The 22,773-nt window shown below is 69.0% G+C and carries 18 protein-coding genes; 4 read left to right on the forward strand and 14 right to left on the reverse strand.

Annotated elements, in window-relative coordinates; translation table 11 throughout:
- Positions 1-89: 89 nt before the first annotated feature.
- The 9 genes from EV648_RS37530 to EV648_RS37570 all read right to left on the reverse strand — a co-directional run bounded on the left by EV648_RS37530 (position 90) and on the right by EV648_RS37570 (position 13,619).
- Positions 90-2,093: a hypothetical protein gene (locus EV648_RS37530; protein WP_132300437.1), complete on the reverse strand. Its 2,004-nt coding sequence runs from the start codon at positions 2,091-2,093 to the stop codon at positions 90-92.
- Positions 2,090-3,148, reverse strand: a complete 1,059-nt coding sequence (locus EV648_RS37535; protein ID WP_241996003.1) for a glycosidase — start codon at positions 3,146-3,148, stop codon at positions 2,090-2,092. Before EV648_RS37535 ends, EV648_RS37530 begins: the two co-directional genes overlap by 4 nt.
- A gap of 46 nt (positions 3,149-3,194) precedes the next feature.
- On the reverse strand, positions 3,195-4,019 hold the full coding sequence (locus EV648_RS37540; protein WP_132300439.1) for a carbohydrate ABC transporter permease: 825 nt from the start codon (positions 4,017-4,019) through the stop codon (positions 3,195-3,197).
- Entirely contained in the window at positions 4,016-4,966 is a 951-nt protein-coding gene (locus tag EV648_RS37545) for a carbohydrate ABC transporter permease (RefSeq protein ID WP_132300441.1), read from the reverse strand. Before EV648_RS37545 ends, EV648_RS37540 begins: the two co-directional genes overlap by 4 nt.
- A complete protein-coding gene (locus EV648_RS37550; protein WP_132300443.1) occupies positions 4,963-6,264 on the reverse strand; it encodes an extracellular solute-binding protein in 1,302 nt (433 codons plus the stop codon). The genes EV648_RS37545 and EV648_RS37550 overlap by 4 nt, the downstream gene beginning before the upstream one ends.
- Positions 6,261-7,307 carry a LacI family DNA-binding transcriptional regulator gene (locus EV648_RS37555; protein WP_132300445.1) on the reverse strand — a complete coding sequence of 349 codons (1,047 nt, stop codon included), beginning with the start codon at positions 7,305-7,307 and terminating at the stop codon, positions 6,261-6,263. The genes EV648_RS37550 and EV648_RS37555 overlap by 4 nt, the downstream gene beginning before the upstream one ends.
- 371 nt (positions 7,308-7,678) lie before the next feature.
- Positions 7,679-10,597 (reverse strand): preprotein translocase subunit SecA, encoded by a 2,919-nt coding sequence (secA, locus tag EV648_RS37560; protein WP_132300447.1) that lies wholly within the window; start codon positions 10,595-10,597, stop codon positions 7,679-7,681.
- A 194-nt stretch (positions 10,598-10,791) separates the two neighbouring features.
- Positions 10,792-12,003: a winged helix-turn-helix domain-containing protein gene (locus EV648_RS37565; protein ID WP_132300449.1), complete on the reverse strand. Its 1,212-nt coding sequence runs from the start codon at positions 12,001-12,003 to the stop codon at positions 10,792-10,794.
- A gap of 56 nt (positions 12,004-12,059) precedes the next feature.
- Entirely contained in the window at positions 12,060-13,619 is a 1,560-nt protein-coding gene (locus tag EV648_RS37570; protein WP_132300451.1) for a BTAD domain-containing putative transcriptional regulator, read from the reverse strand.
- Positions 13,620-13,821: 202 nt separating this feature from the next.
- Here EV648_RS37570 and EV648_RS37575 point away from each other — a divergent pair, with 202 nt between their 5' ends.
- The 3 genes from EV648_RS37575 (at position 13,822) to EV648_RS44850 (ending at position 15,561) form a co-directional block, all read left to right on the forward strand.
- Positions 13,822-14,604 (forward strand): hypothetical protein, encoded by a 783-nt coding sequence (locus EV648_RS37575; RefSeq protein ID WP_132300453.1) that lies wholly within the window; start codon positions 13,822-13,824, stop codon positions 14,602-14,604.
- A gap of 151 nt (positions 14,605-14,755) precedes the next feature.
- A complete protein-coding gene (locus EV648_RS37580; RefSeq protein WP_255512887.1) occupies positions 14,756-15,445 on the forward strand; it encodes a trypsin-like serine protease in 690 nt (229 codons plus the stop codon).
- A 32-nt stretch (positions 15,446-15,477) separates the two neighbouring features.
- Complete coding sequence (locus EV648_RS44850) at positions 15,478-15,561, forward strand: hypothetical protein (protein ID WP_255512891.1); 84 nt, start codon at positions 15,478-15,480, stop codon at positions 15,559-15,561.
- 78 nt (positions 15,562-15,639) lie between these two features.
- On the opposite strand, the gene hpf is transcribed toward EV648_RS44850, so the two are convergent.
- The 5 genes from hpf to mtrA form a co-directional block, all read right to left on the reverse strand.
- Complete coding sequence (hpf, locus tag EV648_RS37585) at positions 15,640-16,266, reverse strand: ribosome hibernation-promoting factor, HPF/YfiA family (protein WP_199235042.1); 627 nt, start codon at positions 16,264-16,266, stop codon at positions 15,640-15,642.
- A 215-nt stretch (positions 16,267-16,481) separates the two neighbouring features.
- Entirely contained in the window at positions 16,482-17,171 is a 690-nt protein-coding gene (locus EV648_RS37590) for a ComF family protein (RefSeq protein WP_241996004.1), read from the reverse strand.
- Positions 17,172-17,243: 72 nt separating this feature from the next.
- A complete protein-coding gene (locus EV648_RS37595) occupies positions 17,244-19,013 on the reverse strand; it encodes an LpqB family beta-propeller domain-containing protein (RefSeq protein ID WP_132300457.1) in 1,770 nt (589 codons plus the stop codon).
- On the reverse strand, positions 19,010-20,626 hold the full coding sequence (gene mtrB / locus EV648_RS37600) for an MtrAB system histidine kinase MtrB (protein ID WP_241996005.1): 1,617 nt from the start codon (positions 20,624-20,626) through the stop codon (positions 19,010-19,012). The genes EV648_RS37595 and mtrB overlap by 4 nt, the downstream gene beginning before the upstream one ends.
- Positions 20,627-20,733: 107 nt before the next feature.
- On the reverse strand, positions 20,734-21,411 hold the full coding sequence (mtrA, locus tag EV648_RS37605) for an MtrAB system response regulator MtrA (RefSeq protein ID WP_026163715.1): 678 nt from the start codon (positions 21,409-21,411) through the stop codon (positions 20,734-20,736).
- Positions 21,412-21,642: 231 nt separating this feature from the next.
- On the opposite strand from mtrA, the gene EV648_RS37610 reads away from it, so the two are divergent.
- A complete protein-coding gene (locus EV648_RS37610) occupies positions 21,643-22,770 on the forward strand; it encodes a hypothetical protein (RefSeq protein WP_241996006.1) in 1,128 nt (375 codons plus the stop codon).
- Positions 22,771-22,773 lie beyond the last annotated feature (3 nt).

Here is a 22,773-nt window from a genome sequence, read left to right on the forward strand (position 1 = left end):
CCAACGCCGCATCCTCGACCTACTCGCCATCGAACTCCCCTGGCCAGAACACGACGAGCAGTAGACACATCAAACTGCGGAAAATGCGTCTAGATGATGACGGTGAAGCCGCCGGGCAAGACAGGAGCCTTGACGGTTGAAGCATGCGTCGTGGTGCGGGAGCGGAGCTTGCCATTGCGGTCGTAGGTGGAAACGACGTGCCGGTTGGCGGTGCCCACCTCGACCTGGTGGGTTCGAGGATGGGAATCGACGCTGGCCAGCAGAGTTGCCGTGGCCAGACGCAGCGTGGAGATCAGCGGCAGCAGAAGCACTGCATCGACACGGTTAGGCCCACCGCTCGACACAGCGTTGAGCTGAGTGGCACCGCTGGGGAGCGACCCCGACAGCGTGACGGGCAGCAGAGCACCCGGAGCAGCCGAGATCCCTTGAGGACCACCGGCGCCGTGGTCGATCGAGCCCAAGGACCGGGCCGAGGACCACTGCGTGCGGCCAGCCTGACGATCAGCGACCAGATCGACGATCGGAGCGACCAACCGAGCCTGGTCGGACGCCGCAACCGTCAACGAGAGGCGACCGCCGGCCGGCAGAGCGACGTAAGACCCGTTGCTCCATTGGGATTCCCCAGTCCAGGCGGACGGCGGCGTGACCACCGCGGCTCCACCGGAGAGGGTGGCGGACTCGGCTTCGACCACCTGGAGGCCAGACGTCGCCCGCGGGCCCGCGCCAAGAGCCCGGGCCAGTCGAGCCAGCTCCGGCGAACGGTCGAGGGCCAGCATCGAGAGAAGCCCGTGGATGGTGGACTCGGCGCCGGAGTTGCGGTTGATGACGCCGTCGCCGGAGATGCCGTCGAAAGTACGACCAGTCGCCGGATCGTAGGTGGCCTCCCCTGCGCGGTTGGCGCCGAAGTACCAGGCTGCGACGAAGGCAGCCACCTGCCGCAGACCGGGACGTTCACCTGCAGCTGCGACGGCCAGGAGACCCTGCAGCCGGGCGTCCACGCCGTACGCGATCTGGGTGCGGTCGATCGGTGCCGGGAGCCAGCCGTTGTCGGGACCACCTGCAGTCATGAGCAGTGGGGTGAACCCGGCGGTGTCCCCGATGGCAGGCTCCAGCAGCCGCGACGAGCGCAGTACGGAGGAAGCAGCGGCGAGGGCCGACGGCATCTGGGCGCCCCACGCGTGCCAGACCGAGATCGACTCGCCCCAAGGAAGCAGCGCACGGAACGGCCACGTATTGCTGTCCCCTGCGCCCATGGCAGCCACGCCCTCGGCGAACTGCGTCAAGGCCCGTCGAGCGCGGGCAGACCCACCTGCTCGCACGTAGGCCGCCAATCCCAGCACAGCTTCAGACGTGGCGTCTGCACCGTTCACGATGAGCCAAGCCGGCACGCGGCGACCGTCGACGATGTTCCAGTCGCCGTAGCGCACCAGAACCTGCCGCTCCAACGCAGCGATCGCCAACTCGAGCCGAGCACGCAGGAAGGCAGCAAACCCCGGATCAACCGTCCGGAAGACCGCATAGCCCTCCCCGAGCGCCCAGACAGTCCGAGCCAGCCAGTACGCCGGTCCGGAGTCCGACGGGTCCGGGAGTTCGACCGGCTCGGCGCTGGGGTTCAACGTGCCGTCCGGCTGCATCCAGAGCACTACGTTGCCGGCGAACTGGCCTGTAGCCGTCTGCAGATACGTCAACCCACGCAGCAACCCGTACGCCGTGTCCCGGCTGTGCCGGTCGCCACGGAGCTTGTAGTGCCGCAGATAGACCACAGCAGCCCGGGCGATGTCGTCCGCGTTGAACGCACCCTGACCCCAGGTGTTCGTGGCCGGGTCGTACGCACCACCACCGACCCGGGCGTAGGACCCGTCAGCCCGGCGGTCGGCGTACGTCCACAACACACCGATCGGACCCGACCCGTACGTCGAGTGCCCTGCCTGGGCAGGCGGTGAGACCTCGGCACCCAGAAAGTCGATGTGCGCCAGATTCGTCAAAGCCGAAGCAGCACCCGCAGAAGCCGAAGCTGAAGCAGGCAGCGTGACACCAGTCGAGGCGGCGACAGCCAGCGCGCCACCGAGGACCGTCCGGCGAGAGGCGATCATTGCAGCCGGTCCAAGCGAGCGACGCCGATCTTGGCGTCGGCCATTCCGTAGAAGACGTAGTGCACGCCGTCGACCTCCTCGATAGCTGTCGGGAACACGACGTTCCCGACGGTCCCGATTCGTTCTTCTTCGGTTTCCGGCACGAGGATCGGCTCAGCGGTCCGGTCCAGCACCTTGGTGACGTCCGTAGGGTCGAGCAGCAGCGCGCCGGCTGAGTAGCTGACCCTCTGGGTGGTGGGGTCGAAGCCCTTGGGCTGGTCCCCCGTCACCCCGTGGTGGATCACCAGCCAGCCCTCGGGCACCCGCAGCGGTGCCGGCCCGGCGCCGATCTTGAGTTCCTCGAACGGGTGCTCCGACATCGCCACCAGCCGGTGGTGGCGCAGGTGCACCAGGTTCTCGATGCCGCGTTCGACCTCGGACACGGGCACGAACGATACCCAGATCCCCGGGCGGTCGTCCTTGATCCCGGCCGGCAGGTGGATGCCTTCGCCCTCGCGGAACCAGCCCAGGTCCCACATCGGCCGGTGCAGCATCGCGTAGGCCGGTTCGCCGTCCGGCCCGGGGACCGGCTCGGGGAAGAACACGGTGTCCTTGTTCGGGAACAGGTTCAGATCGGTGTCCAGGTCCGGCTGGTACTCGAAGTGCAGCGGGCCCAGCCGGGTCCAGGTGCGCAGGTCGTCCGACACGGCGAGCGCGGGCTTCGGCCCGAGCGGCCCGTAGGCGACGTACGTCATCACGTGTTTGCCCAGCGACGGGATCCAGGTCACCCGGGGATCCTCGACGCCGGCGTTGTTCAGGCCGCGCTCCCAGCCCTCGTCGGGGGCGAGCACGATGCCCTCGCGGGTCACGCCGGTCGGTACGCCGTCGGTGAGCTCGACGGCGGCCAGGCCGACGCGGGATACGTTGCCAGGAGCAACGAGTCGCGGCAGCAGGTACAGGGCGCCGTCGGGGGTGTGGCCGGAGGCCGGGTTCAGCACGCCCTCGGACTCGAGGTCGTTGCCCGGCTCCGGCGTCATCACGACACCGAGGCGCGTCAGGGTATAGGGAACAGTCACAGCGAAAGACCTTTCACAACAGAAAACGAAGGGGTTCTAGGCGGAATCAGCCCTTGACCCCGGACTCGAGGCTGGAGGAGATGAATTGGCGCTGGAAGGCGATGAACAGAGCGACCGCGGGAGCGGCCAGCACACAGGCACCGGCCAGTACCGCACCGAACGGGTTCGCGGCTCGCGCCGACACGGTGGTGAGGTAGTTGGACAGGGACACAGCCAACGGCTGAAGGTCTTGTTGTTTGGTGATCAGGAACGGCCAGAGGAACTCGTTCCAGGGCCCGATGAAGGTCACCAGTACGCCGGTCAGCAGTGCGGGTCGCACCAACGGGATGGCGATCCGCCAGAGGGTGTTCAGCTCGCTGGCGCCGTCGATCCGGGCGGCGTCGAACAGTTCCTGCGGCAGTTGGAGGAAGTATTGGCGGAAGATGAACACCGCCACCGAGTTGATCGCGAACGGCGCGATCATGCCGAGGTAGGAGTCGGCCAGGCCGTAGCTACGCACGATCATCACGTACAGCGGGATGGTCAGCAACTGGAACGGCACCACCTGGACCAGCAGCATCAGGCTGAACACCACACCCCGGCCGCGGAACTGCAACCGGGCCAGCGCGTAGCCGGCCAGCACCCCGAAGACCATCGTGCCGAGGATGACGCCGCCGGTGAAGATCCCGGAGTTCAGCAACGACTGCCCGAGGCTGATCGCCTTGTCGATCTCCACATAGTTTTCGCCGGTCAGGTTCCCCGGCTCGGGGAAGGCACCCCTGACCGTGGGGTCGGGTTCGGCCTGCAGGCTGCCGATCAGCATGTAGTAGAAGGGGAACAGGAAGACGAACGCCCCGAGCAGCAGGGTGATGAAGCGCCACGGAATCTTCATCGGTCCTCCTTCGAGACGAAGCGACGTTCGATCAGGGCGAGCAGCAGCACACCGATCACCAGCAGGACTCCGATCGCCGACCCGATGTCGGGGTTGCCCTGCTCGATGCCCTTCTGGTACATCACCAGCACCGGCGAGGCCGAGGCCCCGTTGGGGCCACCGCCACCGGTGAGCAGGTAGGGCTCGGTGAACAGGTTGGCGCCGGTCACCGTGGCCAGCAGGACAACGAGCGTGGTGGCCGGCCGCACACCGGGCACGGTCACGTTCCAGAAGGACTTGATCCGGCCGGCGCCGTCCATCGACGCGGCCTCGTAGAGGTCCTTGGACACGTTCTGCAGCGCGGCCAGGTAGAGCAGGATGAAGAAGCCGAGCTGCTTCCAGGTCACGTAGATCGCGATCGTCGGCATCGCCAGTTTCGAGTTCACCAGCCACGACGGGCTCGGCGCGAGTGGGCCGAGCACCGTGTTGACCAGCCCGTTCTCGTTGAACAGGAACAGCCAGACCCCGACCACCGCGACGCTCGCCGCGACGTAGGGCACGTAGTAGCTGACCCGGAAGAACGTCCGCCACCGGATCGCGCTGTTCAGCCCATAGGCCAGCACCAGGGACAGGATCACCGTCAGCGGCACGTTGATCACCAAGAAGATGCCGACGTTCAAGAACGACCGGCGCACCGCGGGGTCGGACAGCACCGTCACGTAGTTGTCGAACCCCACGAACGGCCGGTCCACGATCGCGCCGGGCGCGGTGAAGAAGTAGTCGTGGAAGGACATGTAGACCGCGAACGCCAGCGGGTAGGCGAAGATCGCGGCCAGGAACACCAGGTACGGGGCGACGAACGCCGAACCGATCGGCTGCTTACCCAACACCGTGCCCAGCAGCCCACGCCGCCCCGCCGGCCGGGCACTGCCGGTCGGCGAGGGGGCCGTGGCGAGCCGACTGCTCATGACTGCGCAGCGAGCTGGTCGACCTTCTGGGCAGCGCCGTCGAGGGCCGCGCCCGGGTCCTGCTGACCGAAGATCACGGACTTGGAGTACGCGTCGCGGAAGGTCTGCCAGATCTCGATCGAGTTCGCCACGTTCGGCACCTCGACGGTCCGCGCGGCCTGGTCGGCGAACGACTTGTAGTCCGGGTTCTTCGCGAAGTACTCCGGGTAGGTGCCGGCCACGTCGTTGCGCAGCGGCATCTGACCGGTGCCCTCGAGCAGCATGCCGTCCTGCTCCTTGCTGGTCGCGAACTTCAGCACATCCCAGGCGGTGCCGCGGTTCTTGCAGGCCGAGTACATCGCCACGTTCTTGGCGTCACTGAAGGTGAAGGTCTCGGACGCGGGCTTGCCGGCCGAGGTCGGCACCGGCACGGCGCCCCACTCCACCTTGCCCTTGTACGTCGCGATCGCCCACGGACCGACCACGGCCATCGCGGCGGTGCCGTCGACGAACGCGTCACCGGTGTACTTCTCCTGCGGGGCCAGCTTCTCCGCATACATGGTGCGCCAGAAGTTCGCGACCTTCGTGCCCTCGTCGGAGGCGAACTGCGACTTACCGTCCTCGACCAACTGCTTGCCGCCGGTCTCGGCCGCGAACAACGGGTAGAAGTCGAACCAGGACTGGTAGAACTCGTTGCTCGGCGCCGGGTAGATGGCCGCCTTGGCGGCCTTGGCGGCAACCAGCTTGCGCGAGGTGGCCAGGAACTCGTCGTAGGTCGCCAACGGCGGCTTGGCCGTGTCGATCCCCGCCTTGGCGAACGCCTTCTTGTTGTAGAAGATCATCACCGGGTTGTCCTTCCACGGCAGCTGATAGTACTTCCCGTCGGTCGACTTGTACTGCTCAGCGGTCTTGCCGGTACGGTCCTCGACGTACTGCTTGCCATCGCTGAAGCTGTCGAGCGCCACCAGGCCACCCTGCTTCTGGAACTGCGAAACCGACGCCGGAGACGTGTTGAAGATCAGACAAGGCGCGTTACCCGCGGTGATCGCCGCACCGATCACCTCCTCAGAGCTCTTACCGGTCGGGATCTCCTGGGCAGTCACCTTCTGGTCCGGGTGCGCGCTGTTCCACGCCGCGACCATCTGCTTGCCCCAGGCCACTTCTTCCTTGTTGTTCGAGAGCCAGACGGTGATCGCACCCCTGGCTTGCGTGGCAGCGTCCGCGTCACCCCCGCTGTCGCTGCCGCCGCAGGCGGCCGCGGTACCGGCCAGGCCGACGGCCAGCAGTGCCGCGATCAGGTTTCTCGAGCGAAACTTCATGACTCCTCCAACATTCCGTGCGAAGCAGGGGCGGCGGTGGACCGCCGGATGACAAGGCGAGCGGGCGGCAGCTCGACGTCGGGGACGTCGCCGTCGCCGTCGACCAGCTGGTTGAGGGTGCGCGCGGCGGCCTCGCCGAAGCCGAAGGGATCCGCACGCACGGTGGTCAGGCCGGGATGGACGAACTCGGCGAGCTCGCTGTCGTCGAAGCCCGCGATGCTCAGGTCGTCGGGCACCCTGAGCCCGGCCCGTTGCGCGGCCCCGAGACCGGCGATCGCCATCCGGTCGTTGGCGTAGACGATCGCGGTCGGCGGCTCCGGCAGCGCGAGGAGGCGTCTGGTCGCCTCGATCCCGCCGGCGGCGGTGAAGTCGCTGCCCTCGATCCCGACCGGCTCCAGGCCGGCCTCGGCGAGCGCCGAGGTGAACGCCTCCGACCGCGCGGTCGCGTGGACGAAGGCGGGTGGGCCGGCCACGTGGGCGATCCGCCGGTGGCCGAGCTCGAGCAGGTGCTGCACTACCTCGACCGTGCCGGGGCGGTCGTCGAGCAGTACTGCGGGGAACGGCGAGGAACCCTCCGGCCGGTTCAGGGTGACGGCCGGCATGCCGAGCGAGGCGAGCAGCTCGATCCTGGGATCGTCGTGACGCAGGTCGGAGAGGAAGACCCCGTCCACCCGGCCGGCCTGGGCGAGCCGCTGGTACCCGGCCGCCTCGTCCTCGCCGGCCGTGACGACCTGCAGAACGAGCGCCTGACCGTTCGGTCCGAGAACGCTCTCGACCCCCGCGATGAACGCCGGGAAGAACGGGTCCGATGACAGCACACCCGGATCCCGGGTGATCACGAGCCCGAGCGCGAAGGCTTTGGACACCGACAGCGAGCGGGCCCGGTTGCTGGGCCGCCAGCGGAGCTCGTCCGCGGCCGCGATGATCCGCTCGACGGTCGCCTGCGCCAGGCCGGGACGACCGTTCAGCGCGAGCGAGACGGCACCCTTCGACACCCCGGCCCGGGTGGCCACATCGGCGATCGTCGGCCGCGCTTTGCTCATCGCCATCCTTGGTCTGAGTGTTTAAACCGGTTTAGATGGTCACTAAACCGGTCTAAACACTCCCCGTCAAGGCTTCACCGCGAAATGAGCAGTAACGCGCCCAGCCGGGATTTGTGCGCACTTGTTTGCAGTAGTCAATGACGACGGCGACGGCGGCTCGCTTTCCTGATCGCCAGTGCCGAGCCTCTCCGAGCTGGTGGGCGTCCCGTAAGACGAGGTGTCGTATCCGGCGGCCGGGCTGAACCACCAGGCGTGGGTCCTCCGTTCGTAGCCCATAGCAACTATTTGGCCCGCCCTCCGGTCCGAGCTGTAGGCCCGGACACGGCGAAGGCCGCCCCGGGATCACCCGGGGCGGCCTCTGTTCGCGGTACTCAGTGCTTGTAGACGTCCGACTGGGGGTCGCCGTGGCAGCGCTTGTACTTCTTGCCGGAGCCGCACGGGCAGGCCGCGTTGCGCGGGGTGCCGGCGTACTCCAGGGCACCGGCCTCGGCGCCCTCGCTGTGCACCGCGATCTCCTCGTCACCGTCGATCGTCGGCGCCGAGTACGACAGCCGCTGCGGACGGCTCTCGGTGCTCAGGCCCTTCGCCCGCAGCTTCGGGCTGTCCTGCGGCCGCGGGGCGTCCTGCGGACGCTCGTCCTCGACCGCCTGCCGGCCCGGGAACTCCGCCACCGGGGCGCCCGGCACCAGGATGTCCTCGGCCTCGGTCTCCTCCAGCTCGGCGAGCTCGGCCTTTGCGGCCAGGTCGGCCTGCATCGCCTCGACGTCGACCTCGACGTTGAAGATGAAGGCGACCGACTCCTCCTTGATGGACTCCATCATGGTGGCGAACATGTCGTAGCCCTCGCGCTGGTACTCGACCAGCGGGTCGCGCTGCGCCATCGCGCGCAGGCCGATGCCCTCGCGCAGGTAGTCCATCTCGTACAGGTGCTCGCGCCACTTGCGGTCCAGCACGCTGAGCAGCACCCGCCGCTCCAGCTCGCGCATCGCGTCGCTGCCGAGCAGTTCCTCGCGACGCGCGTACGCCTCGCGGGCGTCGGTGATCAGCCGCTCGACCAGGAAGTCCTGGGTGAGCCCGGAGCGGTCGCCGCCGGCCTCCTCGATCAGCTCGTCCTCGGTCAGCTCGGTCTGGTACAGCGTCCGCAGCGCGGTGAACAGCTGGTCCAGATCCCAGTCCTCGGCGAACCCGTCGGCGGTCGCGCCCTGGACGTACCCGGTGATGGTCTCGTCGAGCATGTCCTGCACCTGGTCGTGCAGGTCCGCGCCCTCGAGCACCCGGCGGCGCTCGTCGTACACGACGTGCCGCTGGCGGTTCATCACGTCGTCGTACTTGAGGATGTTCTTCCGGGTCTCGAAGTTCTGCGCCTCGACCTGGGACTGTGCCGACGCGATCGCCTTGGTGACGACCTTGTTCTCCAGCGGCACGGTGTCGTCGTCGTTGCGCGACATCGCCCAGTCGACCATCTCGCGCTTGAACAGCCGCATCAGGTCGTCCTCGAGGGACAGGTAGAAGCGGGACTCGCCCGGGTCACCCTGACGGCCGGAACGACCGCGCAGCTGGTTGTCGATCCGGCGGGACTCGTGCCGCTCGGTGCCGAGCACGTACAGCCCACCCGCCTCGGTGACCTCGCGCTGCTCGTCCTTCACCTGCTGCTCGAACTGCTCGAGCACCTTCGGGTACTCCGCCTCGTACTGCTCGGCGGACTCCACCGGGTCGATGCCGCGGGCCCGCAGGTCCTTGTCGGCCAGGTGCTCGGGGTTGCCGCCGAGGATGATGTCGGTACCACGGCCGGCCATGTTGGTGGCCACCGTGACCGCGCCCTTGCGGCCGGCCTCGGCGACGATCGCCGCCTCCCGGGCGTGCTGCTTCGCGTTCAGCACCTCGTGCGCGATGTTGCGCTTGCGGAGCTGGGCGGACAGCCGCTCGGACTTCTCCACGCTGGTGGTGCCGACCAGGATCGGCTGCCCGGTCTCGTGCCGGGTGGCGATGTCTTCCACCACGGCGTCGAACTTGGCTTCCTCGGTGCGGTAGATCAGGTCGCGCTGGTCCGCGCGCACCATCGGCTTGTTGGTCGGGATCGGGACGACGCCGAGGCCGTAGATCTTGGAGAACTCGGCCGCCTCCGTCATCGCCGTACCGGTCATGCCGGCCAGCTTGTCGTAGAGCCGGAAGTAGTTCTGCAGGGTGATCGTCGCGAGGGTCTGGTACTCCTCCTTGATCTCGACCTTCTCCTTGGCCTCGATCGCCTGGTGCAGGCCCTCGTTGTAGCGGCGGCCGTGCAGCGTCCGGCCGGTGTGCTCGTCGACGATCAGCACCTCGCCCTCGACGACCACGTAGTCCTTGTCGCGGCGGAACAGGTCCTTCGCCTTCAGCGCGTTGTTCAGGTAGCTGATCAGCGGGGTGTTCGCCGACTCGTACAGGTTGTCGATCCCGAGCCGGTCCTCGACCTTCTCGATCCCGCGCTCCAGGATCGCGACGGTGCGCTTCTTCTCGTCCACCTCGTAGTCGGCGATCGGGCGCTGGTCCTCGGCGATCTTGTCGTCGGCCATCCGCGGCTTCAGCTGGGCGGCCAGGTTCGCCATCTCGACGTACCAGCGCTGTGAGTCCTCGGCCGGGCCGGAGATGATCAGCGGGGTCCGGGCCTCGTCGACCAGGATCGAGTCCACCTCGTCCACGATCGCGTAGTTGTGCTCGCGCTGGACCAGGTCCTCGATCGAGTTGGCCATGTTGTCGCGCAGGTAGTCGAAGCCGAACTCGTTGTTGGTGCCGTAGGTGATGTCCTTGGCGTAGGCCACCCGGCGCTCGGCCGGCGACATCTCCGGCAGGATCACGCCGTAGTCGAGGCCGAGGAAGTGGTACACCCGGCCCATCCACTCGGCCTGGAACCTGGCCAGGTAGTCGTTCACGGTGACCACGTGCACGCCCTTGCCGGACAGCGCGTTCAGGTAGGTCGGCAGGGTGCCGACCAGGGTCTTGCCCTCACCGGTCTTCATCTCGGCGATGTTGCCCAGGTGCAGCGCCGCGCCACCCATGATCTGCACGTCGTAGTGACGCTGGTGCAGGGTGCGCTTGGCGGCCTCCCGGACCACCGCGAAGGCCTCCGGCAGCAGCGCGTCCAGGGACTCCCCGTTCTCGACCCGCTGCTTGAACTCGGCCGTCTGGCCGCGCAGCTCCTCGTCGGTCATCGTCACGAAGTCGTCCTCGATCGAGTTGACCAGCTTCGCGATGCCTTCGAGCCGGCGGACGATCTTGCCCTCGCCGATCCGCAGTAATTTGTCGAACGCCTTCATCGTGGGGGGTCCACTCCTTGACTGTGCAGCCTTCAATGCGGCGGGTGCCTGACCGTGCATACCCGGTGACGGACGCAGCACGGCCTGCCCGCCTGGCGGGCGCCACCCATGGTACTGGGCCGAGCGCGTCAACCCACCGCCCGGAGCAAGTCGCACCCTTGCTCGCACCACGAGTGAGCGGCCCGGAAAGTTCCTCAGAATCCGCGCAGGGCGTCACTCAAAGCAGGCGAGAGGTCACCGCCGCCGGCCACCCGGACCTGATCCAGGCCCAGCCAGCCAGCCAGTTGGACCAGCTCGGCCGCCAATTCCTCCACCGTCTCCGGCGGCGCACCAGGCTCGGAGTGCGCGGCCTGGACCAGCAGGACACCCCCCGTCCGGTCCGCCTTGAGGTCCACCCGTCCCACCAGGCGGTCCCCGAGCAGGAACGGGAGCACGTAGTACCCGTGGATGCGCTTCTCGGCGGGAACGTAGATCTCGATCCGGTAGTGGAAGTCGAACAGCACCTCGGTCCGGGTCCGCTCGAACACCAGCGAGTCGAACGGGCTGACCAGGGCGCGGGCATTCACCCGGCGCGGCAGCCTGGCGTCCCGGTGCAGGTAGGCCTGCCGCTTCCAGCCCTTGATCGTGACCGGGAGCAGCTCCCCCTCCTCGACCAGTTCGCGGATCGCCTGCGCCGTCGGAGCGGGCGCGGTACGGAAGTAGTCCTTCAGGCACTGCGCGGTGGCGACCCCGTGCGCCCTGGCCGCGATCGAGACGAGGCCGCGGTGCGCCTCTTCGAGAGTCGGCGTCGGCGTCGCCAGTACTGCGCTGGGCAGCACTCGCTCCGGGATGTCGTACAAGCGCTCGAACTGCTGGTTGCGCCGGGCGACGGTGATCTCGCCGGCGAAGAACAGGAACTCCAGCGCCTGCTTCACATCGGACCAGTTCCAGCCCCAGTTGTTCCGCTCGCGCTCGACGTCGTCGTCGATCTGCCGGGCGGTCAGCGGACCGTGGTCGCGGACGTCGCCGAGCACCTGCTTGACCAGGTCGGGGCGCTGGGCCGCGATCGAGCGCGGGCCACCCCAGGCCTCGCTGGTCGCCCGGGCCATCCGCCACCGCATCAGCGGATGCGTCTCCACCGGGATGAGCGAGGCCTCGTGCGCCCAGTACTCCACCAGGCGGCGCGGCGCCTTCCCGGCCGCGCGATCCAGCAGATCGCGCGGATACGGCCCGAGGCGGGAGTAGAGGGGCAGGTACTGCGTGCGGCTCAGCACGTTCACCGAGTCGATCTGGATCAGCCCGATCCGGCCGAGCACCCGGCTGAGCGCGCGCATGTCCGGCACACCCTTCGGCCGCGGATCGCTGAACCCCTGAGCGGCCAGTCCGATCCGCCGGGCCTGGGCCACCGACAACACCTGAGAATCCACGAAGCCGATTCTGCCGTCGGCCACCGACAGAAAATCGCGGCCTCGATTCCCTCCGCTCAGCGGCGGTCGTCGTCGACGGTGTCCTGGACCCGGATGATCAGCAGCACGTCGGCCACCTCGGGCGGGATCGGCGACGGGAACAGGCCGCGCGCGGAGAGATCCTCGCAGGAGCGGAACGGGCCCCGGTGAGTCCGGTCGGCGACGATCAGCGCGGCCTGTTCGGCGGAGACGCCAGGCAGTGTCCGCAGTACCGGCTCGGGGGCGTCGTTGATGTCGATCAGCCCGCCGTCCTCGAACTGGTTCGGCAGGTCGGGGCGGCCGATGCCGAGCTTCCGGGCGATCTGCGGGTGCTCCGCGGCCAGCTGACGCGCGTACTGCCGGCGCGGGTCGAGCCCGGGAGTCCGCTTCCGCCGGGGCACGATCACGGCCACATGGACCGCGCAGACCAGCGCCGAGGCGATCACGAGGAACACCCCGAGCCCGTCGGCGTCACTGGTGATCTCGTCGCTGGAGGTATCGATCAGGAGCGCACCGCCGAACGTGACGGCCAGGTAGCCCACCGCCGCAGCGCCCAGCCGGACACTCCGCCGCCGGATCGCGAGGATGCCCACCAGCGGACCCGACAGCATTCCGACGGAGATGATCGGGACCGCGGCCGCAGCGAACTTCACCGCCCAGTCCTGCCACCTCAACGACTCCGGCTCACCAGTCTGTACGAGGGTCTCCGGCGGCCGGTACTGCGGCACCGGCTGGGGTGGCGGCGGCGCGGCCCACCCGAACGCGGCAGGTGCGGCCTCTGCGGCAGAGGCGGGGGCTGAGCTGCTTTGTGGGGTGGTGAGGGTGGGGTCGTTCTGAAGGATCTGCTGGTGGAGGTGTCGGAGGGCATTGCCGGGTTCAACGCCATGGGCGTTCACTAGGAGCGTGCGGGCCTCGCGGTAGGTGGCCAGAGCTTCGGCTTGGCGACCGGCGCGGTACAGGGCGAGCATCTGTACGCCGCGCAGCCGTTCGCGCAGGGGGAACTCCGCGACCAGGCGCGACAACTCGGGCAAGAGGTTCTGCTGGTGGCCTTGCTCGAGTTCCAGCTCTGCCCAGTCCTCCACGGCCGCGGCGCGGTCATCGGTGAGGCGGGCGCGGGTGGCCTCGAAGTACGAGCCGGTCAGGCCGGCCAGCGGCTCGGCACGCCAGAGCGACAGGGCTGTCTGGAGCTCGGCGGCGGCTTCCGCCAGTCGACCCGCACCGCGCAGTTGGCGTGCCTCACGGACGTGGCTGGTGAACAGGTCCAGGTCGGTGTTGCCGGGGGCAACGGAGAGCCGGTACCCAGCTTCGGTCAGGGTCAGCAGGAGGCCGGCGGCTCTGGGGGCTCGCTCCGGCTCCAGCACCCGGCGCAGACCCGCGACGTACTTCTGGACGACGTTGGTGCCGTTCTCAGGCGGTTCGTCGCCCCAGACCGCTTCGATGATCCGGCTGGTCGGGACCGGCCGGTTGGCGGCCAGCAGCAGGATCGCCAGGACCGCACGCTGCTTGGCCGGGCCGAGGTCCAGCTCGCGCTGCCCGCGAAAGGCTCGCAGCGGTCCGAGCAGGTCGAACCGGACAGAGTCGTCAACCGCCCCCTGCACTGGTCAGCACCCTCCCGATCCGCACCAGCCGAGCTTCCCCTCGGCCGACGGCAGTGAGGCGGCAGTCTATCCGCCGAGCAGGGCGCAGTGAGGCGGCAGTGGGACCGCAGCGCGGTGGCAGTGCGGGGCTTCAGGGTCGGTGGGGTCAGGTTCGAGTCGTCGCCGGCCAGAGCGCCGGCGTACCGGAAAGTGAGTCCGAGCAATGTCCTTCCCCTGGATCCGTACCGCCGCGGCCGCCGCCCTGGTGGCACTCATCGCGACCGGCTGCGACAGCAGCGCCGACACCGCGGTCGAGAACACAGCACCCACCACCTCCGCGAAGGTCCCCGCCCGCACTCCCGTCAAACCCGCGGCGGGCCTCGAGAGCCAGCCGGTCCGGACCATCATGAAGAAGACCCGGCTGGCCTCGCTGGCCGCGAGCAATCTGCGGATGCGCGGCACCATCGACGACCCCGGCGGCCCGATGACCTTCGACATCACCTGGGCCAAGGGCGGCGGCCAGGGCGATTTCACCGTCGCCGGAGCGTCGTACTCCGTCCGCGCGATCGGCAGGACCGTGTACTTCCAGCTGTCCGAGGCCGCGATCCGGGCCCAGGCGAAGACCGAGAAGAGCAGCGCGGCCGAGACCGCGCAGATGCTCAGGCTGCTGAAGAACAAGTGGATCAAGCTGTCCAAGGTCGACAAGGACACCCAGGAGATGGTGGACCTGGTCACCCCCGGGCTGTTCTTCAAGACGGTCTTCGGTAAGGACGACACCGACACCGCCGCCGCTCCCCGCAAGGCCGCCCCGCGGATGGTCGACGGCGTCCGCTGCGTCGGCCTGACCGAGGACGGCGCGTCGCTGTGGATCGACGCCACCACCGCCCGGCTGGTCCGGATGACCGACGGCAAGAACCAGTTCCGCTTCAGCGACTACGGCAAGGTTCCCGCCCCGAAGGCGCCCGCCAAGAGCCAGATCCTCGACGGCAGGACGATGGGCCTCTGATGCAGGCCGCCCGGCCGGGCCAGGGGACCGGGCCGGGCGGTCATAACTCCAGTGTTACCGCAAGTGAGAGGTGCGCTACAGAGCGTGGTCGGGAGAGTCTCCGAGGTAGGCCGCGACGCCCCGCGGCCCCTATCACCCTGGAGTGTGAGGCATGACCGGAAGACTTCAGCTCGTCCGCGCGGTGCTCGCGGCCGGCGCACTGACCGTGGCGTCCCTCGGCGCGGTGTCCGCCACCGCGTCGGCCGCTCCGATGCCGGGAGGTCCGCACACCCGGATCGTCGGCGGCGACGTCGCGCACACCGCGGACACCCCCTGGGCCATCCAGCTGTCCAACAGCGGTTCCCCCGACCCGACCGGCGAGTGGTGCGGCGGGACGCTGGTGGCGGCGAACAAGATCGTCACCGCCGCGCACTGCTCCCAGGAGACGGCCGGCACCTACACGGCGATCCAGGGCCGCGACGTGCTGAGCGACACCTCGACCGGCCAGGAGTCGGCGATCAGCAGCATCTGGGTCGACCCGGCGTACGGCTCGCAGCCGGGCCATGACGTCGCGGTGATGACGCTGGCCACCCCGTTCACCGGCGTACCGACGCTGGCCCTGGAGACCAGTACCGCGGCCGACGCGGCCGGGGCCGACTCGGTCGTGTACGGCTGGGGAGCCACCGAGGGCACCGGTCCGGCCAACACCTTCCAGAAGGTGACCGTGCCCGTGCTGGGCGACGCGTACTGCGGCGACGTGTACGCGAGCCAGGGGTACGTCGCGAACGGCGAGATCTGCGCCGGGTACCAGGACGGCGGCAAGGACTCCTGCCAGGGTGACTCAGTGGCCCGCTGGTCCTGAACGGCCGGCTCTTCGGCGTCGTCTCGTGGGGCATCGGCTGCGCGGACGCCGGCAACCCGGGCGTCTACGCCGAGGTCGCCACCTATGCCTCGGAACTCCAGGCACAGATCGGCTAGCAGCGACAGGAGGAAGGGGCCCGGGCGGATCGCCCGGGCCCCTTCCTGTGCTCCTCCCGAAACTCGGGTCCGCCGTGCCTAGACGGCCAGCCGGATCACGCCGTAGTCGTAGCCACGCCGGCGGTAGACCACGCTCGGCTGGTTCTCGTCGGCGTCGACGAACAGGTAGAAGTCGTGCCCGACCAGTTCCAGCTCGTAGAGCGCCTGGTCCAGGGACATCGGCTTGGCGGTGTGGGTCTTCTCGCGCATCACCAGCGGACCGTCACCGGTCACCGTCACCGAGCCGAAAGTGCGGGTCGTCACCTCTTCCTCGGCGGTTGTCTCCTCCACCACCGGTGCATTGCCATTGGTCGACTGCTTGGCGGCGACATGCCGCAGGCCTTCCAGTGCCTCGCCACCCTTGTGAACCCGGCGCCTGTCGGCCGCCTTGCGGACCTGGGCCCGCAACCGGTCGAGACTCACGTCGAACGCGGCCTGCTTCGTCTCACCACAGGCTTCGGCCCGGACCACCGGACCCTTGGTGTACATGGTGAGTTCGACGCGCATCGCCCGATCGTGCTGTCGCGGGTTCTTCTCCTGGCTGACTTCTACCTCGCATCGCAGTACCCGGTGATCGACCTTCTCGATCCGCTCGAGTTTTTCCTCGACGTACTGCCGGAAGCGGTCACTGACCTCGCAGTGATGACCCTTGACAACGACGTCCACGGAAACCTCCATCGATCGGCGACTCTGTTACGTCTTCGGACCCCCGTACCACTCGGCCGGATGCCCGAAACGACAACACCCGCTGTCCGGCCCGCCGGACTCCGTGGTGAGGATTCCGGCTGATCCGGTCCTCGCCCACATCCCTGTCCGACAAGCCCAAGCGGGTGTCATAGGCCAACGCTAGTCGGCTTCGGCGAAAACCGGTAGGGAAGTTCTCATGAACCGGATGGCGCCCGCAGCCGGGTCGCGGCGACCACCGCAGACCCCAGCACCGGAATTCCGCGGGCGGACAGCGCACGGCCCGCCTCGGCGAGCGTGGAACCGGTCGTCAGCACGTCGTCGACGACGATGACCGGCTGATTCGTCAGCCTTTCAGCCCAGCGCGAACGCGCCGCGAAAGCCCCGGCCAGGTTGGCCGCACGCCGCTGAGCGGACAGTCCGGACTGGTCCTCGGGCCGCCGTACGACGGCCAGCGCGTCCGCCGGGCGGACGTCGAATCCCTGCCGTCGCAGGTGCTTCGCGGCCGCCGTGGTGACCCGGCGGAGCGGATCGTGGCCGCGCTCCCGGACGGTGGACGGCGAGGACGGCACCGGGCAGAGCCACGCGGCCCGGCGGGGGCCGAGAGTCGCCCGCACGGCCAGGGCCAGCGCCTCCCCGAGCGGCCCGGCCAGGGAGTACCGGGCGTGCTCCTTGTGAGCCAGGATCAGCCCGCGCACCGCCCCGCCGTACTCCGCTGTCGCCATCGGTGGCGGGAGTCCGGCCGGGACCGGGTCGGGCCACGCGCGGTACGGAGTCGCGGTGGTCAACAGGTTCCGGCAGGTGGCGCAAAGGGACAGGCCGGGATGCTCGCACCCCGCACAGGTGCCACCGAGCACGAGATCCACGAACGCGCCCCGGAGTGACACCGGAACCACGATGCGCGATACCGGCCGGCCGGGGCAACCAGGTCCGCGCCGCCTGTGGAAAACCTCGAGGGGTCAGCCGGGGTAGACGGGGTCGATCGGGGTGCCCTTGTCGCCGTCGTTCATGTTGATCCAGTTGAGGTCCTTGCCCTGCCAGTGCAGTTCGCCCGTGCTGTCCTGGACCACCGGGAGGGTGTCGACACTCGGGTTGGAGGCGAGCTTGACCGCGTCGAACTGGGTGCTGACGCCGGGGATCAGCCGGGGCTGGGAACCGTCGACATTGACCTGCCAGGGCCGCCCGGGCTGACCCTTGGCGGACTTGCCGGCCACCAGGATGCCCAGCTGGTTCCAGGACGCGTCGGTGATGTCGGTGAGCGGGAGCTCGAGCGACCGGAACTGACCCAGCACGAGCTGCTTCGCCTCGTTCGTCCCGACCGTCGCCGTCTGCACGAAGGTGGCGCCGGCCTTGGTCCGCATCACCAGCAGCGCTCGCACCCCGTCCGGCGCCATCCGCAGCGTGAGCGGGCGGGCACCACCGAAGTTCGCTCGTACGTCGGTCACCTTGTTGTCCGGGGTGCGCATCCGCAGCCTCGGCGCGGCGCCGTCCGCGCGATCGATGTACCAGAGGTTGTTCTCGTTGTCGTAGCTCGGCCGGAGCACCTTGCCCTCGGTCCGGGTGCTCTGCACGTCGGCAGGCTTCTTCTCCGAGTCCAGGGAGCCGGACGAGACCACGGACCTGCCGTCCTTGGCGGTGGTCACGATCGCACCGGTGTCACCCCGCAGGTTCACCGCGAAGGACTGCGCGTAGGAGCCGTACAGCACGCTGTTGTCCAGCGGAGTGGTCCCGACGTCCTCCGCGCCGTCCTGCCCCCGGATCCGCTGGATCTTGCCCTTCTGGACGCCGTACAGGTCCTTCAGCCGGCCGCCCTGGCCGGACGGGTCGTACGAGCCGAAGTCGGAGAACGACAACACGTCCGAGTCGGGCAGCAGCGACGCGCCGGAGACGGTGATCCGGACCCGGTTCGTGATCAGCCGCAGGGTCCAGACGATCTGTGCCGCCAGCAACCGGCGGTCCGACTCGCTGAGGACGGCGGCCGCGTCGCTGAGGGCGACCGTCGCCACGCCCGAGTCCACCGGCACCGAGACGGCCAGGGTCGTCCCGTCCGGCGCGATGGGGATCGCGCCGTTGCGGAGCCGGCTGGTCGGGCCCTTCAGCAGTTCCTGGATGAGCTGGGTGGCCGACTGACCGGCCGGCAGGCTGTTCGGCACGTAGATCGGGTCCGGCACGAGCATCGTCTTGGCCGGATTGAAGAAGTACAGGGCACGGGGTGCGAGCCGTGGCTCCAGCTGGTTGCTGCCGAGGAAGACGCCCGCGGGGACGTTCGCGACCCGGAACTGACCAGAGGTCTTGGCCAGCACGAAAGTGAAGTTCACCTGCTGGCCCGGCTTGGCCGGCGTCCACGAACCCCGCTCGTCGATGGTGCCGATCAGCGGCGCGCTCAGCTGGACCTTGCCGTCGGTGCGCTGCGACACCGCCTGGGACGAGGACTGGTCGTACACCGAGATCTTCGACTCGGGCTTCCAGGCGGCCGCCGCGTCGGGCGTCATGTACTCGCGGGCGACGTCGAAGGCCCGCGAGTCCGACATCGCCTCGAGGAAGCCGTTCACCAGTGGCAGCGGCTTGGCATCGACCTTCGGGTGCTGGGCCTCGATCCCGAGGCCGCCCCGGACGGGCGTCAGACCCTCCTGGCTACCACTCCTGATCGGCCCCTGGGTGGGCACCGTCGCACAGCCGGTCAGCAGCACGGCACAGGCCAGCGCGGCCGCGAGCAGCTTGGTCCTCACGACTCACCACCGGTCAGCTTCTGATACGGCGCACCGACGTCGACCAGTGACTCGCTCACTACGCGGGAGGTGTCCGTGGGCCGGGCAGGCAGCGGTGAGCCGGTCAGTGCAACGTCCGGACGGCGGGGCAGGGTCAGGCGGAAGTACGCGCCCTCGCCGGGCGATCCCCAGGCGTCCAGGCGACCGCCGTGCAGCCGGGCGTCCTCGAGCGCGATGGACAGGCCCAGCCCGGTACCACCGGTGGTCCTGGCCCGGGCGGGATCCGCTCGCCAGAACCGGCTGAAGACCATCTCCGCCTCTTCCGCGCGGAACCCCACGCCGTGGTCGCGCACGGCCACCGCCGCGGCGTCCTCGTCGTACGCGGTGCTGATCCTGATCGGCTGGCCTTCGCTGTGCTCGATCGCGTTCCCGATCAGGTTGCGCAGGATCCGCTCGATCCGGCGCGAGTCCACCTGCGCGCGGCACGATTCCGGCATGTCCAGCTGGACCTCGCAGCCCTTGCGCAGCAGCAGGGTCTCGTGGTTCTCCAGCACCCGGGCGACGATGTCGCGCAGGTCGACGTCCTCCAGGTCGAGCGCGGCGGCGCCCGCGTCGAACCGGCTGATCTCCAGCAGGTCTGCGAGCAGTTCCTCGAACCGGTTGAGCTCGTTCTGCAGCAGCTCGACCGAGCGCTTGGTGATCGGATCGAACTCGTCGCGCGTCTCGTGCAGCAGGTCGGCCGCCATCCGGACCGTGGTGAGCGGCGTGCGCAGCTCGTGCGAGACGTCGGAGACGAAGCGGCGCTGCAACCGGGACAGCTCCTCCAGCCGGCGGATCTGCTGCTGCAGGTTGCTGGCCATCTTGTTGAAGGAGACCGCGAGCCGGGCCAGGTCGTCGGTACCGCGGACCTGCATCCGCTCCTCCAGCCGGCCGGCCGCGAGCCGCTCGGCGATCCGCCGGGCCATCCGCACCGGGGTGACCACCTGACGGGTGACCAGCCAGGCGACCGCGCCGAGCAGGACGACGAGCAGCAGGCCGGCCGTCACCAGCGCGCGCTGGACGACGTCGAGGGTCTCCTTCTGCGCGGTCAGCGGGAAGAGGAAGTAGACCTCGTAGCGCTGGCCGGTGGTGTTCACCCGGACCTGCGACCCGATCGCCAGGCCCGGCTCACTCTTGCCGCCGCTGTAGTTGATCTTGGTGTAGGTGTCCCACAGCTTCGTGTCGTCGGTGGAGACCGAGGACTTCAGCTCGTGCGGCACCGAGTCGCTCTCGACCAGCCCGGTGGTCCGGATCAGGGTCGAGTCGGCGTCGTCGGTGGGGATCAGCACCGTCTCGTACAGGCCGGACCGGTTCGAGCCCAGCACCAGCTGGGACAGGTTCTGGTTCAGCATCGTCGGGTCGGCCGCGTTGATCGAGCTCGACAGCGACTTCAGCTGCGCGACCGCCTCCTGCTGCGCGCTGGTCCGGCGCGACTCCAGCACCCCGTCGGTGACCTGGCTCATCATCACCCAGCCGACCAGGATCAGCACGACGGTCGACATCAGCAGCGTGCCGGTGACGATCCGGGCCTGGATCGAGCGACGCCAGACGTCGGGCCAGTACCGCGGGTGGGTCCGCCACAGGGGCTCCGGCATGGCATGCCAGTCCACCCCGGCGGCGGTGAGCTCGATCTCTGTTCCGCGGGGTTCCGGCTCGGCGTCCGGCTTGTCCGCCTGCGACTCGCGGTCGCGTCCGTACTCGATCAGTCCGCACCAGCCTTGTAGCCGACACCGCGGACCGTCACGACGATCTCGGGGTGCTCGGGGTCCTTCTCGATCTTGGACCGCAGCCGCTGCACGTGCACGTTGACCAGCCGGGTGTCGGCCGCGTGCCGGTAGCCCCAGACCTGCTCCAGCAGCACCTCACGGGTGAACACCTGCCAGGGCTTGGAGGCCAGGCAGACGAGCAGGTCGAACTCCAGCGGGGTGAGCTGGATGGTCTCGCCGCTGCGCTTCACCGAGTGACCGGCCACGTCGATGGTCAGGTCGCCGATGGTCAGCGACTCCGGTCCGGGCTCGTCCATCCGGCGCAGCCGGGCCCTGATCCGGGCCACCAGCTCCTTGGGCTTGAACGGCTTCACCACGTAGTCGTCGGCGCCGGACTCCAGGCCCAGCACCACGTCCACGGTGTCGCTCTTCGCGGTCAGCATCACGATCGGCACGCCGGACTCGGCCCGGATCGCCCGGCAGACGTCGATGCCGTCCATCCCGGGCAGCATCAGGTCGAGCAGCAGCAGGTCGGGTTTGAACTCGCGGAAGGCCGGCACCGCCTTGTCGCCGGTCGCGACCAGATACGTGTCGTAGCCCTCGTTGCGCAGCACAATGCTGAGCATCTCGGACAACGCAGTGTCGTCATCGACGATGAGGACTCGACCCCGCATCGTCCGGTTACCTTCTGCCACGCCTGCTCCTCGCCGGTCCGGTCTCAGCGCGCCCAGCGGCCGCTGGTCGTACGCACTACGGATAGTGTCCCATTCCCCAGGTAGCGCACACGCCGGATCGCCGTGCGGGGGTCTGGTAATGACGGTATGGACCGTCCGGGCTGTGATCATGGTGCACGGCCCGGGCCGGGGACAAGCCCGGTGGGGTGGTCACAGAGGGGAGGCAAGGGGATGCGGGACGACATCGGCGTTCGGGAGAGCGCGGCGTACTCCGAGCCGCTACGCCCCTGGCTGCCCGCCGACCTGCTGGACAACGCCGCCCGGACCATCTCCGAGAACAAGACGATCATGCTGGGCCTGCCCGTGCTCGCCGGGATCGCCCTGGCCGCCATCCAGGCAGGGCTGACCCAGCTGACCGTGCCCGGCGGGATCAGCGGCTTCTTCGGCGCGGACGACCCGTTCGAGCAGGCGGGCGCCGCGGTCCTGCTGATGTACGGCGTGCAGCTGATCCTGTTCACGGTGGTGTCGAGCCTGCTCGCCGGGATCATCGCGCTGGCCGCGGTGCGGAGCCAGCTCGCCCACCGGGTGGGGCCGCGGGAGTTGCTCCGGCTGGTCCGCCCGTCCCTGCCCGCGCTGGCGGCCGTCGGCATCGTCCAGTCGCTGTCCTTCGTGCTGGTGATCGTCGGGTGGGCGCTGGCCGTGTTCGGCGCCGGGGCCGGTTCGGACGCGGCGATCTCCCCGGAGGTGGCCGGCGCGGTCGCCCTGGTGATGATCCTGGGCGGCGGCGTCCTCGTACTGATCTTCGGGATCCGCCTCGTCCTGGCCGGGACCGTTGTCCTGATGGAGGGGAAGCACGCGCCCGACATCGGGCTGTACATCCCCGCCAGGGTCGGGATCTGGGGCTCGCTGAAGAGGTCGTGGCAGCTGGTCCGGGGCAAGTTCTGGCGGGTGTTCGGGATCCTGCTGTTCGCCGGGGTCGTGGTGAACATCGTCAGCTACGCACTCCAGTTCGGGATCAGCACGCTGGTGATCACCCTCGGCGCGTGGGCCAGTGACAGCGACAGCAGCGGAGCCACCATGGTCGCGATCGCGGTGGGTGTTTCGGCCGGGATCGCCACTGTGCTGACGCTGATCGCCAGTCTGGCGTTCATGTCCGCCGTCCAGGCCCTGCTGTACCTCGATCTCCGGGTCCGGCGAGAGGGACTCGATCTCTGGTTGCGTCCGGTGCTCCGGCCGGCCGTCGCGCAGCCGCCGCACCTTGCCCAGCAACCGCCGCTCCAGCAAGCGCAGCAACCTCACCAGCCGCAGCAGTCCCAGCAACCTCAGCAACCTCAGTACCCGACGGGACCGGCCTGGTGAGGC

Source organism: Kribbella sp. VKM Ac-2568 (assembly GCF_004345365.1).
GTDB lineage: Bacteria > Actinomycetota > Actinomycetes > Propionibacteriales > Kribbellaceae > Kribbella > Kribbella orskensis.